We start from the raw sequence: 15,262 nt of genomic DNA, 5'->3' as shown, positions 1-15,262 counted from the left end.
GACCGCCGAGACAGCACCGGGAACCGGCGCGGGCGAGCGGCCCTGCATACACGACGACCCGCCGGACACACTGCCCAGCGGGTCGTTCGGGTGTGAAACCTTACGCGGTTTCGGTGATCGGCCGGTCGACCCAGCTCATCAGGTCGCGCAGCTTCTTGCCGGTGACCTCGATCGGGTGCTCGGCGTTCTGCTTGCGCAGGCTCTCGAGCTCCTTGTTGCCGCCCTCGACGTTGGCGACCAGGCGCTTGACGAAGGTGCCGTCCTGGATGTCCTTGAGGATCGCCTTCATGCGCTCCTTGGTGTCGGCGTCGATGACCCGCGGGCCCGACAGGTAGCCACCGAACTCGGCGGTGTCGGAGACCGAGTAGTTCATGCGGGCGATGCCGCCCTCGTACATCAGGTCGACGATCAGCTTCAGCTCGTGCAGCACCTCGAAGTAGGCCATCTCCGGCGCGTAGCCGGCCTCGACCATAACCTCGAAACCGGTCTTGACCAGCTCTTCGGTACCACCGCAGAGGACGGCCTGCTCACCGAACAGGTCGGTCTCGGTCTCCTCCTTGAAGGTGGTCTTGATGACGCCGGCGCGGGTGCCGCCGATGCCCTTGGCGTAGGACAGCGCCAGTGCCTGGCCCTCACCCTTCGGGTCCTGGTCGATGGCGATCAGGGCCGGAACGCCCTTGCCGTCGACGAACTGGCGGCGCACCAGGTGGCCGGGGCCCTTGGGGGCGACCATGCCGATGGTGACGTTGGCCGGAGGCTTGATCAGGCCGAAGTGGATGTTGAGGCCGTGGCCGAAGAACAGGGCGTCGCCGTCCTTCAGGTTCGGCTCGATGTCCTCGGTGAAGATCTTGGCCTGCGCCGTGTCGGGGGCGAGCAGCATGATGACGTCCGCCCACTCCGAGACCTCGGCGGGGGTGCCGACGGTCAGGCCGGCCTCTTCGGCCTTGGCCCGCGACTTGGAGCCTTCCTTGAGGCCGATGCGCACCTCGACGCCGGAGTCACGCAGGCTCAGCGAGTGTGCGTGGCCCTGGGAGCCGTAGCCGATCACGGCGACCTTGCGGCCCTGGATGATCGACAGGTCGGCGTCGTCGTCGTAGAACATCTCGACTGCCACTGTGGTTGTGTCCCTTCGTTGATTCTTCTGAATAAGTGTTAGCGGGTCGCGGTGATGGACTTCGGCCCGCGGCCGACGGCCACCACGCCGGACTGCACGATCTCACGGATGCCGTACGGTTCCAGCATCCGCAGCAGCGCCTCGAGCTTGGACCGGGTGCCGGTCGCCTCGATGGTCAGCGCGTCGGGCGACACGTCGATGACCTTAGCCCGGAACAGGTTGGCCGATTCGATCACCTGGGTGCGCACGCTGGCATCGGCGCGCACCTTCACCAGGATCAGCTCGCGGGCGACCGAGGCGTCGGCGTCCTGCTCCACGATCTTGATGACGTTCACCAACTTGTTGAGCTGCTTGGTCACCTGTTCCAGCGGCAGATCCTCCACGGTGACGACGATGGTCATCCGCGAGATGTCCGGAACTTCGGTGCCACCCACGGCCAGGGATTCGATATTGAATCCACGCCGGGAGAACAGACTCGCCACCCGGGCCAGCACGCCGGGTTTGTCCTCCACCAGCACGCTGAGGGTATGGGTCGTGCTCACAGGTTGGTCTCCTTCTGCGAGGCCCGTTCGTGCGCCGCCAGGGTCGCCTTGTCGTGGGACATGGCCTCATGGATGACGGCCGGCTCGGAGGCCTGCTCGTCCTCGTCGAACAGCGGGCGAATGCCGCGCGCTGCCATGATCTCGTCGTTGGAGGTGCCGGCGGCGACCATCGGCCACACCTGCGCGTCCTTGCCGACGATGAAGTCGATCACCACGGGACGGTCGTTGATCGACTGCGCCTCGCGGATCGCGGCCTCGACGTCCTCTTCCTTCTCCACCCGGATGCCGTGGCAGCCCAGCGCTTCGGCGAGCTTCACGAAATCGGGGATGCGCAGGGTGTGGGTGCCCAGGTCGGTGTTGGAGTAGCGCTTCTCGTAGAACAGGGTCTGCCACTGCCGGACCATGCCCAGGTTGCCGTTGTTGATCAGCGCGACCTTGATCGGCACGCCCTCGACGGCACAGGTCGCGAGTTCCTGGTTGGTCATCTGGAAGCAGCCGTCACCGTCGACCGCCCACACCTCTTTGTCCGGCGCGCCCATCTTGGCGCCCATCGCCGCGGGCACGGCGTAGCCCATGGTGCCCAGACCACCGGAGTTCAGCCAGGTGCGCGGCTTCTCGTACTTGACGAACTGCGCGGCCCACATCTGGTGCTGGCCGACACCGGCGACATAGATGGCATCGGGTCCGGCGAGGCGGCCCAGGGTCTCGATGACGTACTCCGGCGACAGCGAGCCGTCGGAGGTGGGGCCGTAGCCGAGCGGGTACTGCTTGCGCACACCGTCGAGGTAGGTCCACCAGGACTCCAGGTCCAGCAGCGGCGCCTCGGCGTTGGTGAAGGCCGGATCGGACTTCAGGGTCTCGATCAGTTCGGTGATGACCTCGCGGCAGTCACCCACGATCGGCACATCCGCGTGGCGGTTCTTGCCGATCTCGGCGGGGTCGATATCGGCGTGGATCACCTTCGCATGCGGGGCGAAGGAGTCCAGCTGGCCGGTGACGCGGTCGTCGAAGCGGGCGCCCAGCGTGATCAGCAGGTCCGACTTCTGCAGGGCCGCAACGGCTCCCACGGTGCCGTGCATACCGGGCATACCCATGTTGAGGGTGTGGCTGTCGGGGAACGCGCCGCGCGCCATCAGGGTGGTGACCACCGGGATGCCGGTGAGCTCGGCCAGTTCCAGCAGCTCCGGAGAGGCATCGGCCTTGATCACGCCGCCGCCGACGTAGAGCACGGGCGCCTTGGCCTCGGCGATCATCCGCGCGGCCTCACGCACCTGCTTGCCGTGCGGCTTGGTCACCGGGCGGTAGCCGGGCAGCCGCATCTCCGGCGGCCAGCTGAAGGTGGTCTGCGCCTGCAGGACATCCTTCGGGATGTCGACCAGCACCGCGCCCGGACGGCCCGACGAGGCCAGGTGGAACGCCTCGGCGATGATGCGCGGGATGTCGATGGCGTCGTTGACCAGGAAGTTGTGCTTGGTGCACGCCATGGTGATGCCGGAGATGTCGGCTTCCTGGAAGGCGTCGGTACCGATCAGGCCGCGGCCGACCTGTCCGGTGATCGCCACCAGCGGCACGGAATCCATCTGCGCGTCCGCGATCGGGGTGACCAGGTTGGTCGCACCCGGACCGGATGTGGCCATACACACACCGACCTTGCCGGTGGCCTGGGCATAACCGGTCGCCGCGTGACCGGCGCCCTGCTCGTGGCGGACCAGGACGTGACGCACGCGGGTGGAGTCGAAGAGCGGATCGTAGACGGGGAGAATCGCACCACCCGGAATGCCGAATACCGTGTCGACGCCGAGCTCCTCGAGGGAGCGGACGACGGACTGGGCGCCGGTCACCTTCTCGGGCGGGACCTGGCGGCGGTTTCCGATCGCGGCGGCAGCCGCGGGGGTCGGCTGGGAGGCCGAAGGCGCTGGCCTGCGGGCCGAGGGCCCGGGCCGTGCAGTTGGTGCGCTCACCGTCTTTTTCCTTACTGCTTGTCGTTCACCGCTTCGCTGTCACGCGGCGCCTGCGCGGCGCTCGAGCGATCTTCGAAGCCATGAACACAACTTGTCCGAACACAAAAAAGCCCCCGTCAGCCGATGGCTGAGCGAGGGTGGCGCGTCGCAGTTGCGAGCTGACGTAGTCGACCTCGAGTCGTCAGGCTCAGCGCTGGACGCGCCGGCCGATTACGAGAAGCTCGTTTCGATTCACGCGCTCGACGGTATGCGCGCGAGAGTCGATGAGTCAAATTACTTGACGTGCGGTGTCTCATTATGTGAGACGGGGCGGTTCGAGTGTCGCTTCACCATGATGCGAGGATGGGGGTGTGTCATCGCCGCAGCAGTCCGTGCCACCAGCTCAATCGTCCCACACCGCCGAGGGCGGAACCGATACGGGGCGTGTGATCCGTATCCCCCGGCTCGCGCATCTCGGGGTGTTCATTCTGCTGTTCTGCGCGGCGTTCCCGTTCTTCGGCTGGCCCGCGGTGCTGTGGATCCTGTTTCTCATCCCGGCCGCGGTCGCGTGGTGGGTGGAGCGGTCCCGCACCACGGTATCGGCGAGCGGACTCGACCTGCGCACGACCTTCGGCTCCCGGCACCTCGACTGGTCGCAGATCCAGGGACTGCGGATCCCCAAGCGCGGCTGGGTGCGAGCGCATCTGAGCGACGACTCCGAGGTGGCCCTGCCGGCGGTGAGCTACGACCGGCTGAAGGATCTGGTCGCGGCATCGGACGGGCGGATTCCGGATCCGTTCGCCCGGCCGGAGAAGAGCGCGGCGGACACGGAGGAGACGAGCGGCCAGAGCACCGGCGAGGCCACCGAATCCGGTGCCGCGGACAGCTCGTCGACCGAAGCCGCTGACAAGCCGGACACCTCCACGGAGGACTGAGCGGCCTCTCCCTCGAGTGGGATGTTTCACACTCTCCCGCCAACCTCGAACTCCGGGAACAAATTCGCGCTTTCGCGATGCTGCCCTGACTACGTCCCCACTCGGGGCGCAGTCGCCGCGATCATCGCGTCGCGGTGCGGGTCCGTGGTCGAGACCCCACCCGGTGACGGCCGCTCGGACCGGCTCGACGTGCGTCGTGCTGCCGCGCCACCCCGCGGCCGCACGACCACCCGCCTCCGGTGAGCACGCTCCGGTGGCGGGAGTAACGTTGAAGCGCCGAACAGACACTCTGCTCTTGCGAACAGACACCTCTGCCGACGACACCACTCGCCGAAGAGACGCTCCGCACGGCGGCCGACCAGCCCTCGGCCCCGGCCCCGGCGACCCACCGGACGATGAGCACCGACGAGCAGAGCCCTGCCCGAGTAGAGCCGCTCCGGCCACCGCGCCGACCACCGAGGACCGAATTCATGCCACCGCTTCGCTCACGCACCACCACCGCCGGACGCAATGCCGCAGGCGCACGCGCACTCTGGCGGGCCACCGGCCTGACCGACTCCGATTTCGGTAAGCCGATCGTCGCGATCGCGAACTCCTACACCCAATTCGTGCCCGGCCACGTGCATCTGAAGGATGTCGGCGAGATCGTCGCCGACGCGGTGCGCGCCGCCGGTGGTGTGCCGCGCGAATTCCACACCATCGCTGTCGACGACGGGATCGCGATGGGTCACGGCGGCATGCTCTACTCGCTGCCCAGCCGCGAAATCATCGCGGACTCGGTCGAATACATGGTCAACGCGCACACCGCCGACGCGCTGGTGTGTATCTCCAACTGCGACAAGATCACTCCCGGCATGCTGAACGCCGCCATGCGGCTCGACATCCCGACCGTGTTCGTCTCCGGCGGTCCGATGGAGGCAGGCAAGGCCGTGGTCGTCGGCGGCGTGGCGCAGGCGCCGACCGATCTGATCACCGCGATCGCCGCCAGCGCCTCCACCGAGGTCAGCGACGAGGGGCTGAGCGAGGTCGAGCGCAGCGCCTGCCCGACCTGCGGTTCCTGTTCCGGCATGTTCACCGCGAACTCGATGAACTGCCTCACCGAGGCATTGGGCCTGGCACTGCCCGGCAACGGCTCCACCCTCGCCACCCACGCGGCGCGGCGCGCGCTGTTCGAGCGGGCAGGCCGCACCGTCGTCGAGATCGCCAACCGCTGGTACCGCGACGACGACGAATCCGTCCTGCCGCGAAACGTGGCCAATGCCAAGGCCTTCCGCAACGCGATGGCCCTCGACGTCGCGATGGGCGGTTCCACCAACACGGTGCTGCACACCCTGGCCGCCGCCCAGGAGGGCGAGATCGATTTCGACCTCGCCACCATCGACGAGATCTCGCGCCGGGTGCCCTGCCTGTCGAAGGTCTCCCCCAACTCCGACTACCACATGGAAGATGTGCACCGCGCCGGCGGCATTCCCGCCATCCTGGGCGAACTGCGCCGCGGCGGACTGCTGGAAACCGATGTGACCACCGTGCACACCGCCTCCTTCGACGAGTGGCTCGACACCTGGGACATCCGCTCCGGCAAGGCTTCCGACGAAGCGATCGAACTGTTCCACGCCGCGCCCGGCGGAGTGCGGACCACGGTGCCGTTCTCCACCGAGAACCGCTGGTCCTCGCTGGACACCGATGCCGAGGGCGGGTGCATTCGCGATATCGCGCACGCCTACACCGTCGAGGGCGGGCTGTGCGTGCTGCGGGGCAATATCGCCCTCGACGGCGCCATTCTGAAAACCGCCGGTATCGACGAGGACCTGTTCACCTTCGAAGGACCGGCCGTGGTGCTGGAATCCCAGGAAGACGCGGTCTCGGCGATCCTGGGCAAACAGATCACCCCCGGCGACGTCGTCGTGATCCGGTACGAGGGCCCCGCCGGCGGCCCCGGTATGCAGGAGATGCTGCATCCCACCTCGTTCCTCAAGGGCCTCGGCCTGGGCAAGGTGTGCGCGCTGATCACCGACGGCCGCTTCTCCGGCGGCACCTCCGGCCTGTCCATCGGGCACATCTCCCCCGAGGCGGCCAGCGGCGGCGCCATCGGCCTGATCGAGAACGGCGACCGCATCCGCATCGACGTGCACACCCGCGCGCTCGAGCTGCTGGTCGACGACGAGGTGCTCGCCGAGCGCCGCGCCAAGATGGAGGCGCGGGAGCGGCCGTGGCAGCCGGTCCAGCGTGATCGGCCGATCACCACCGCGCTGCGCGCGTACGCCGCATTGGCAACCTCCGCCGACAAAGGTGCCGTCCGCCGCGTGCCGTGACCGCCTCTCCGGGCCTCTGCGTGCCGTTGGGCGCGCGGAGGGTTGGGCGTCGGTCTTACGTCAGGTGACCGGCTGAGTTCTGGGCGTACCCGGTGAGTTACCCATGTGCGTACGAGATCAGTTGTCGCCTCAGATGAAAGATCAGGACACCTATACGAAAGGCCGCTCCTCTGTCGCGGGGGCGGCCTTTCTGTCTGATGTGGGGGTGTGGGTAGCTGTCGAGTGCGCGAAACGGCCGCTCCCCAACGGAGCGGCCGTTTCCGTTCGAACATCAATGGCGCGCGGAGTTATCTGCGCAGGTGGTGGCTCACGTCGCCGATGAGTTCCATGGTGACCGCGCGTTGCGCGAATGCCCACTGTCCGGCGGGGCGGTGGAAGCGGTCGTCGTAGCGGCCGCTGACGATGGGTTGCAGCGGTAGGTCGGGGGCGGCCTGCAGGACGGTGAAGTAGGACCTGCCGGTCGCGGTGTCCTCGGCCTCGTCGACCTCGATCACCAGGTTGGTGACCAGGTGTTTCGTGCGAGGAGTGCCGTCGTCGTAGCGGATCACGGTGCCGGACAACATCTTTTCCACGGCGGCACTGCCCTCGATCATTCCGGCGCTGGACCCGAAGGAGCCCGTGGCGAACAGGGCGCCGACACCTGCGAAATCGCCCTGGTCGACCAGGAGGGCGTAGTCGGCGATCAGGCGTTCGATCGCTCGGTAACTCGGTATTGCGGAATCAGGCACGGTTCAGAAGATTCCCACGAACGGGTTGCCGCCGTGCAGGAAAATCCACCCAGCGGCCGCTGCGCCGAGCGCCAGGACCAGGCAGACGAACGAACCCCACGACGGGCGGACGGCCCAGCCGCGGTTGCGGTCGAACGACAGGCGGCCGGGGCCGGTGAGGATCAGCGACGCCGCCGCGCCGGCGAGGATCGACTCCAATTCGACCGGGCGGTACTGGAAGTCGGGAGCCATGCCCTGCTTCCACAGCCACGCGGTCGAGATCGAGGCCAGGACGGCGCCGGCCGCGAGCGGAGTGGCCAAACCGAGGATGATCAGCGCGCCGCCACCGACCTCGGACACGGTGAGCATCGCGGTGGACAGCTCGATGTGCTTCCAGCCGCCCTGCTCGAGCATGTGCCGGGTGCCGTCGAGACCGGGGCCGTGGAACCAGCCCGCCAGCTTCTGCAGGCCGTGGTAGAGGAAGGTGAGGCCGACGGTCAGGCGCAGGCCCAGCAGACCCAGATCCAGTGTGCCGCGGCGATATTCGCGCGGGCGACGCAGCCGCTCCGTTTCGCCGTTGGCCCGCGCGGGCGGAATGGTGGCGAAGGCGTAGGTGGGCGCTTCCGAGGCGGCCGGCTCGGCGCCAGGCGGCACGGTGTCAGGATGCTCAGTGCCGGGGTGCTCGGTGCCGGCATGTTCGGTACCGGGGTGCTCGGTGCCGGGATGCGCTGCGCTCGCGGCGGTAGCTCCGGCGGCTGCGGCGCCCGTGGGCTGCGTCCTCTTCGTGGCGCCCGTGTGCTCGGCACCCGCGGACGGTACGTCCGGGTCCAGGCCGAGATCGTCCTCGGTCCGCGGAACATCCTTGCCCACCGCGGGTTTCACCGAGGGGAATTCGCCGGTCGGATTGTCGTAGGGGCTGCCCGCCGTCGGTCCGGAGCCCGACGGCCGCCCCGACGGCTGATTCGATTCCGGTGTTTGATTCGGCTTGTCCGTCACGGGCACAGAGTATGACGCCAAACGCGTGGGCGCGTGGTCTGTTCCCGGCGTGTCAGCCCCGCCCGGCCGGTTCCGCGGCGCGCCTCGCCAGCACGAACCGTAGCCGCCGGGACAGCCCGCGCGGTGTGGTCCGGACCCCTGCGAGCGCGCGCGGCGGTATTTCCGTAACGTTTGGGCAATGAGTGTGGTTGTCGTCGGCCGTGTCGCGTCGATCCTCGCCGTCACCGCCGGCCTGGTGGTCGGCTGTGCTCGCTTCGACGATTCCGCGTCCAAACCGTTCACTCCCGCGCCCACCATCGAACCCGAGGGGCAGGGCCCGACCAGCGAACCGAAGACTCCGCCGCCGACCGGGCAGCGTCCCACCGGGCCGTGTATCGATCCCGATCCCGCGGTCGTGGTGTCGTGCCTGGACACCACCGGCGGGCTGACGGTCCTGCCGGACGGGCAGCAGGCGCTGGTCACCGAACGCACCACCGGCCGCATCCTGAAGGTCACCGCCGTCGATCCGAGCCAGGCGCCACCGCAGCCGCTCGAGGTCACCCGCGTCGATGTCGACGCGGCCGGCGACGGCGGGCTCAGCGATGTCGCGCTCTCACCTAGCTACGGCGAGGACGGCCTGGTCTACGCCTACATCACCACCGCCTCGGACAATCGCGTCGTCCGTATCGGCGCGGGCGGCGATCCGAAGCCGATTCTCACCGGAATTCCCAAGGGCGCCAACGGAAACCACGGCTCGCTCGCTTTCGTCTCACCGACCAAACTGGCGGTGCTGACCGGCGACGCCGGCAATCCGGGTGCGGCGAACGACCCCGGATCGCTGGCGGGCAAATTGCTCGAGATCGACGATCCGGCGCCGGGTAACGCGAATCCGAAGGTGGTCGCGTCCGGCATCGGCACCGCGGGCGGGGTGTGCCCCGACCACAAGGACACCATCTGGTTCACCGACCGCACCGCCACCGAGGACCGGCTGCAGCGACTGGGACCCGACGGCGCCGTCGCCACGGCGTGGACCTGGCCGGACAAGCCGGGTGCGGGCGGCTGCGCGGCCGCCGTGGACGGCGTGGCGATCTCGATGTCGGGCGCCAAGGCGCTGGCCTTCGCCGACGCCGATCCGACCACGCACGCGGTGACCACCGCCCCGACGATGGTGGCGCAGGACAAATACGGCTCGCTCGGGGGCGCCGCGCTGGGCGGCGACGGCAACGTCTGGGTGGGTACGGTCAACAAACCCGCCGCCGCGGGACCGCTGGACGACCGCATCGTGCGCATCCCACCGCCCAAGGGCGGCGCGGGCGGCGGACCGGACTAGGCGCACACAGACGAATGCCCGGCCCCACCGGACCGGGCATTCGACACCGTCACACTCAGGCAGCGCCGCAGGCGGCGAGCACCAGTTCGCGGACGCGGGCGGCGTCGGCCTGGCCCCGGGTGGCCTTCATGACGTCGCCGACGATCTTGCCGGCGGCCTGGACCTTGCCGGAGCGGATCTTGTCGGCGATGTCCGGGTTGGCGGCCAGGGCCTTGTCGACCTCGGTCTGGAGGGCGGAGTCGTCGGACACCATGCCCAGCCCTTTGGCCTCGACGATCTGTCCCGGATCGCCCTCACCGGCCAGCACGAAGTCGACGACCTGGCGGGCCACCTTGGAGTTGATGGTCTTGGCGTCGACCAGCGCGACCACCTCGGCGACCTGCTTCGGCGTGATCGGCAGATCCTCGAGCGCCACCTCGCGCTCCTTGGCCTGCTCGGTGAGGTAGTTGACCCACCAGGCGCGGGCGGCGTCGACCGTGGTGCCCGCGTCGACGGTGGCGATGATCAGATCCAGCGCACCGGCGTTGATCAGATCGCGGAACACCTCGTCGGACAGACCCCATTCGGCCTGGATGCGGGCGCGGCGCAGCCACGGGTATTCGGGGATGGTGCCGCGCAACTTCTCGACCCAGTCGGCGTCCGGCGCGATCGGCTCGAGGTCCGGCTCCGGGAAGTAGCGGTAATCCTCGGCGGTTTCCTTGACGCGGCCCGGGGAGGTGGAGCCGTCGCCCTCGTGGAAGTGGCGGGTCTCCTGGATCACGGTGCCGCCGGAGCTGAGCACCGCGCCCTGGCGGCGCATCTCGTAGCGCACCGCGACCTCGACGCTACGCAGCGAGTTCACGTTCTTGGTCTCGGTGCGCGTGCCGAATACCTCGGCGCCCTTGGCCATCAGCGACACGTTGGCGTCGCAGCGCAGCGAACCCTGCTCCATCTTGACGTCGGAGACGTCGAGCGCCTTCAGCAGATCGCGCAGTGCGGTGACGTAGGCGCGGGCCACCTCGGGGGCGCGTTCACCGGCGCCGGTGATCGGCTTGGTGACGATCTCGATCAGCGGCACGCCGGCCCGGTTGTAGTCCAGCAGCGAATGGCTCGCGCCATGGATACGGCCGGTGGCGCCGCCCACGTGCAGGGACTTACCGGTGTCCTCCTCCATGTGGGCACGTTCGATGTCGACCCGGAAGACCGAGCCGTCGTCGAGCACCACATCCAGGTAGCCGTCGGTGGCGATCGGCTCGTCGTACTGACTGATCTGGTAGTTCTTCGGCTGATCCGGGTAGAAGTAGTTCTTGCGCGCGAACCGGCCCCACGGCGTGATCGAGCAGTTCAGCGCCAGGCCGATGCGGATCGCCGACTCGACGGCCTGCTGGTTGACCACCGGCAGCGAACCCGGCAGACCGAGACAGACCGGGCAGACCTGGGTGTTCGGCTCGGCGCCGAAGGCCGTCGGGCACCCGCAGAACATCTTGGTTTCGGTGCCCAGTTCGACGTGCACCTCCATGCCCAGCACCGGCTCGTACCGGTCGATGACGTCGGCATAGTCCATCAAGTCCACCGTGGGTGCAGTCATGTCCATCAGTTTATGTAAGGGTGCCGACGACGCTGCGCCGACCCGGAATCGGAGCAGTCCCACGCGCCCGGCCGCGTGGGACTTCCCCTCCTGACACGATCAGTCGACGGCGATGGCCTCGACGATCGGCATGCGGGCCGCGCGCAGCGACGGCGGAATCGAGCCGAGCAGGGCCAGGACCAGCGCGGCGGCGGCGTAGACCAGCAGCATCGGGCTCGGGCGGTACACCACGTCGATGGTCATCGCGTGACCCATCGCCACGGTGGCCAGATACTGCACGGCCGCGCCGGTCACCAAACCCAATGCGGCACCGGCCAATCCGATACCGGCCGCCTCGGTCAGCACCGTGCGCAACAGGAATCGGCGGCTGGTGCCCATGGCGCGCAGCACGCCGAGTTCGCGGCGGCGTTCCAGGACCGACAGCATCAGCGTATTCAGCAGCGCCGCGGTCGAAACCAGCACCACGATCCACAGAATCGAACCGGACAACGACGTACCCTGCTGCACCCCTCGAGATACCGCCGCGAGCGCCTGAGCGCCGGTGTCCACGTGCAGGGCGGGCGGCACCACCGCGCGGATCGCGTCGATCACCTGGGCTTTGTCGACGCCGGGCGCGAAGTTGACGCCGAGGATCGTCTCTCCCGGGCGGTCGTACCACTGCCGCAGGACGTCCAGATCCATGAGCACGATGCCCGACAGCGCCGAGAAGTACGGGATCACCCGCAGGACCCGCACGGAATGGACGCCCGTCGGCGTAGGCAGCTCGAGCTGCGCGCCCTCGCCGACATCCAGCGAGCGCGCCACGTCGCGCGAGAGCACGACGCCCTCGCCGGTCGACATCCGTTGCGACACATCGGGTCCCAGATCCGCGAGGACCGACGACCGGATATTGGGCTGATAGGCCTGCAGCATCACCCGATCGCTGCCGACGGTGGCGAAGGCCATCTGCGCCGAGCCCACGTCGGCGACGCCGGGAACCCGGCGCACGGTTTCCTTCAGATCCGGCGGAAGGATCGGCCCCGTGGGGAATTCGGCCAGCGAGGTGGGGCTGATGTAGGCGTCGCGGCGACCCAGATCGGAGAACGAGTCCGTCGCCGAATCGACCAGATTGCTCGACGCCCCGCCCATCGCGACGGTCGCGGTGACGCCGATCATCACCGTCATCGCCGTGGCCCACACGCGTCGCGGAGCTCGTTCGATGGTGGTGGCTCCCAGGGCTCCGGGCGCGCCGAAGATCCGGGCGACCCCGGCCGCCAGGCGCACGATCGGCCCCATCGCGGCGAAACACAGGCCGACCGCGCCCGCGATGGACAGCGAGATCGCGGCGAGCGAGGCCCGGCCCAGATCGGCGCGCGCGATGACGATGGCGCCGCCGACCATGGCCAGGCCACCCACCAGCGCACCCCAGCGCAACCACGGCCCGACCGAATCGGCCTTCGACACCCCCACCGGCGCCAGCGCCTCGATGGGCTGGACCTTGTAAACCTGGCGGGCGGCGATCGACGCGGCGGCGACGCTGGCCAGCACGCAGGCCGCGATCGCGAACGGAATCGCGTAGCCGGGCACCATATATTCGGTGCGGGTGTCCACCGCCGCCACCATGGCCGAGGGAATCGTGTCGATCGACATACGCCCGGCGAAGATCCCGACCACCGAACCGATCGCGCCGCCGATCAATCCGATGACGGCCGCCTCCACGACCAGATCACGCACCATCGGACGCCGCCGCCCGCCGATCGCGCGCAGCAGCGACAGCGTCGGGCGGCGTTGGGCCACCGCCATACTCATCGCGTTGTAGATCAGGAAGCCCGAAACGATCAGCGCCGCGGCCGAGGCCATCGTGGTGGAGAAGCGCACGAGCTGGATCGCGCCGCTCGCCTGCGCGGTGCGCAGGCTCGGATCGGCCACGACGGCACGGCCGTTCACCAGTGCGGTCAGCGCCGAACGCAGTTGCCCCACATCGGTTCCCGGCTTCGGCACGATCTGGACGGAGTCGACCATGCCCGCCCGGCCGGCGAGCTGCTGGGCGACAGGCAGGGTGGCGATGACGATGTGCCCGCTGTTGAGTTTGTGTGAGGTGGCGTCGTCGAGCACTCCGGCCACGGTCACCTGCTGGTTGCCCAGCGTGAAGGTCTCGCCCTCGTGCCGGCCCAGCCCCGCGCCGACGAGGACTCCGCCCGGCACCGACAGCAGTTTCGCCGCCTGCCCGCTCAGCGCCCCGTTCAGATCGCTGCCGAGCGCCGATACCGACGCGTCGGCGCCGATGAGCAGCGTGCGGTCGGCAGGGTTGCCGACCCCGGTGCGGATCATCGGCACCGCGGCCTCGACTCCGGGGACCGCGCGCACCTGCGGCACCAGGTCCTGCCCGAATCCGCTCTCGGTGACGCCGGAGATCTCGAGTTGCGCCTTACCGCCCAGCGCCGAGGTCAGCCGGTCCACCGAGCCGGTCACCGAACCGGAGATGCTGAGCACCGCCACCAGCAGCCCCGCCGATACCCCCATGACCGCCATCGACATGGCGGTGCGGCCCTTGTGAGTGAACAGCTCTCCGATGTTGAACAGCCGCAACCGATCCCAGCCGGCTGTGATCACGCGCGCACCACCTCGTCGCCGTCGCGAACCTCGCCGCGGCGCGCGGACACCAGCTCGTTGGAACCGATTCGCCCGTCCCGCAGCGTGATCACGCGATCGCAGTATTCGACGGCGCCCATGTCGTGGGTGACCATCACCACCGAATTGCCCGCGCCGCAGATGTCGCCGAGCAGTTCCAGAATGGCGGCGCCGGTCTTGGAATCCAGATTGCCGGTGGGCTCGTCGGCCAGGATCAGCGGCGGATCCATGATCAGCGCGCGAGCGACGGCCACCCGCTGCATCTGACCGCCGGACAGTTCCGCGGGGCGATGCTCGGCGCGATCGGACAGGCCCACGCGGTCGAGCAGTTCCAGCGCCCGCGGCTTGGCCTTGCGCAATCCGGTGCCGTCCAGCAGTTTCGGCACCGCGACGTTCTCCCACGCCGAGAGCGTCGGCAGCAGGTTGAAGAACTGGAAGACGAAACCCACGCGGTGGCGGCGGAACTCGGATTGCCGGTTGTCGTCGAGGGAGCCGATCTCGTCGCCCTGGAAGGTGATGGAACCCGAATCCGGTGAATCCAATGCGCCGAGCAGATGCAGCAGGGTGCTCTTACCGGATCCGGACGGGCCGATGATCGAGGTGAATTCCCCCGCCTCGATGCGCAGACTGATGGTGTCGAGAGCGCGAACCCGCTGTTCACCCACCCGGTATTCCTTGACGACGTCGGTCAATTCCAACATGGCGGTCGTCCCACCCTCTTTCTGCTGTCGGTTGCGGTGACGGCGCGGGTTCGACTGCGCCGCAACCGGGTCGGATCGTCGCTCAGCGTGCCAGGGCCGGCTCGCGATGCCAATGCCGGACCTCGTGCGCGTCGAGTACGGCACGCAGTACGGGTTGTTCCGCGGCCAGTTCCAGGTAGGCCTCGCCCGGCGACTGGCCCTGCAGCTGGGCCTGGTCGAGTTTGGCGTGCAGATGGTTGTCCCACCGATACCGCAGGGCGGCAAGCACTCCGGCGGGTCCGCCGAAGAGCCGATCGCAGTCGGGCAGGTCGTAGAACAGTCCCGGGGTGGCCGGATCGACGGCCGCGCGGGCGAGCACCTCGTGCAGGATGTCGGTACGAGCGTGCTGGTCTTGCCAAGTCATCGCACCCATCTCCTCGGGCCGGGTGTCCGGGCCTTTCGCCGGACACTGTGCGACTCACGCTACGGACGCCGCCCGGCGGATACGTCGTGCCGCAGACGAGACTTCGGGTCCTACCACGGTAGGAGC

Annotated in this window: 12 protein-coding genes; 3 read left to right on the top strand and 9 right to left on the bottom strand. The window is 68.6% G+C overall.

Features of this window, described 5'->3' with window-relative positions; translation table 11 throughout:
• Positions 1–100: 100 nt before the first annotated feature.
• The 3 genes from ilvC to A5789_RS06820 are packed head-to-tail and all read right to left on the bottom strand — an operon-like array spanning position 101 to position 3,617.
• On the bottom strand, positions 101–1,102 hold the full coding sequence (gene ilvC / locus A5789_RS06830) for a ketol-acid reductoisomerase (protein ID WP_181064025.1): 1,002 nt from the start codon (positions 1,100–1,102) through the stop codon (positions 101–103).
• A gap of 50 nt (positions 1,103–1,152) precedes the next feature.
• Positions 1,153–1,656 (bottom strand): acetolactate synthase small subunit, encoded by a 504-nt coding sequence (ilvN, locus tag A5789_RS06825; protein WP_040720620.1) that lies wholly within the window; start codon positions 1,654–1,656, stop codon positions 1,153–1,155.
• The gene (locus tag A5789_RS06820; protein WP_063015152.1) at positions 1,653–3,617 is read right to left on the bottom strand and encodes an acetolactate synthase large subunit; all 1,965 of its coding nucleotides are present in this window, start codon (positions 3,615–3,617) and stop codon (positions 1,653–1,655) included. Before A5789_RS06820 ends, ilvN begins: the two co-directional genes overlap by 4 nt.
• A 425-nt stretch (positions 3,618–4,042) precedes the next feature.
• Between A5789_RS06820 and A5789_RS06815 the strand changes: the two genes are divergently transcribed.
• Together A5789_RS06815 and ilvD are read left to right on the top strand one after the other, a co-directional pair.
• Positions 4,043–4,531: a PH domain-containing protein gene (locus tag A5789_RS06815; RefSeq protein WP_064907178.1), complete on the top strand. Its 489-nt coding sequence runs from the start codon at positions 4,043–4,045 to the stop codon at positions 4,529–4,531.
• Between the two features lie 470 nt (positions 4,532–5,001).
• On the top strand, positions 5,002–6,843 hold the full coding sequence (gene ilvD / locus A5789_RS06810) for a dihydroxy-acid dehydratase (RefSeq protein ID WP_063015148.1): 1,842 nt from the start codon (positions 5,002–5,004) through the stop codon (positions 6,841–6,843).
• A 287-nt stretch (positions 6,844–7,130) separates the two neighbouring features.
• On the opposite strand, the gene A5789_RS06805 is transcribed toward ilvD, so the two are convergent.
• The gene (locus tag A5789_RS06805) at positions 7,131–7,571 is read right to left on the bottom strand and encodes a nuclear transport factor 2 family protein (protein WP_082940506.1); all 441 of its coding nucleotides are present in this window, start codon (positions 7,569–7,571) and stop codon (positions 7,131–7,133) included.
• A 3-nt stretch (positions 7,572–7,574) separates the two neighbouring features.
• Positions 7,575–8,546 (bottom strand): DoxX family protein, encoded by a 972-nt coding sequence (locus A5789_RS06800; RefSeq protein WP_064907177.1) that lies wholly within the window; start codon positions 8,544–8,546, stop codon positions 7,575–7,577.
• Between the two features lie 178 nt (positions 8,547–8,724).
• On the opposite strand from A5789_RS06800, the gene A5789_RS06795 reads away from it, so the two are divergent.
• On the top strand, positions 8,725–9,855 hold the full coding sequence (locus tag A5789_RS06795; protein WP_030512947.1) for a sorbosone dehydrogenase family protein: 1,131 nt from the start codon (positions 8,725–8,727) through the stop codon (positions 9,853–9,855).
• 55 nt (positions 9,856–9,910) lie between these two features.
• On the opposite strand, the gene gatB is transcribed toward A5789_RS06795, so the two are convergent.
• The 4 genes from gatB to A5789_RS06775 all read right to left on the bottom strand — a co-directional run bounded on the left by gatB (position 9,911) and on the right by A5789_RS06775 (position 15,136).
• The gene (gene gatB / locus A5789_RS06790) at positions 9,911–11,428 is read right to left on the bottom strand and encodes an Asp-tRNA(Asn)/Glu-tRNA(Gln) amidotransferase subunit GatB (RefSeq protein ID WP_369817611.1); all 1,518 of its coding nucleotides are present in this window, start codon (positions 11,426–11,428) and stop codon (positions 9,911–9,913) included.
• A gap of 93 nt (positions 11,429–11,521) precedes the next feature.
• Entirely contained in the window at positions 11,522–14,014 is a 2,493-nt protein-coding gene (locus tag A5789_RS06785) for an ABC transporter permease (protein WP_064907176.1), read from the bottom strand.
• Complete coding sequence (locus A5789_RS06780) at positions 14,011–14,733, bottom strand: ABC transporter ATP-binding protein (protein ID WP_063015142.1); 723 nt, start codon at positions 14,731–14,733, stop codon at positions 14,011–14,013. The genes A5789_RS06785 and A5789_RS06780 overlap by 4 nt, the downstream gene beginning before the upstream one ends.
• Positions 14,734–14,815: 82 nt before the next feature.
• On the bottom strand, positions 14,816–15,136 hold the full coding sequence (locus A5789_RS06775; protein ID WP_051755193.1) for a hypothetical protein: 321 nt from the start codon (positions 15,134–15,136) through the stop codon (positions 14,816–14,818).
• Between the last annotated feature and the right edge of the window lie 126 nt (positions 15,137–15,262).

The organism is Nocardia sp. 852002-51101_SCH5132738, from assembly GCF_001665695.1.
Taxonomy (GTDB): domain Bacteria; phylum Actinomycetota; class Actinomycetes; order Mycobacteriales; family Mycobacteriaceae; genus Nocardia; species Nocardia nova.
Note: the sequence above shows the minus strand (reverse complement) of the source record. Positions and strands in the feature narration are given on the sequence as shown.

Bases quoted from the DNA above. Each gene is read 5' to 3' on its own strand.
- A5789_RS06780 (WP_063015142.1), bottom strand. From the start codon at position 14,733: ATGTTGGAATTGACCGACGTCGTCAAGGAATACCGGGTGGGTGAACAG.
- ilvC (WP_181064025.1), bottom strand. From the start codon at position 1,102: ATGTTCTACGACGACGACGCCGACCTGTCGATCATCCAGGGCCGCAAG.
- A5789_RS06795 (WP_030512947.1), top strand. From the start codon at position 8,725: ATGAGTGTGGTTGTCGTCGGCCGTGTCGCGTCGATCCTCGCCGTCACC.
- ilvD (WP_063015148.1), top strand. From the start codon at position 5,002: ATGCCACCGCTTCGCTCACGCACCACCACCGCCGGACGCAATGCCGCA.
- A5789_RS06775 (WP_051755193.1), bottom strand. From the start codon at position 15,136: ATGACTTGGCAAGACCAGCACGCTCGTACCGACATCCTGCACGAGGTG.
- gatB (WP_369817611.1), bottom strand. From the start codon at position 11,428: ATGGACATGACTGCACCCACGGTGGACTTGATGGACTATGCCGACGTC.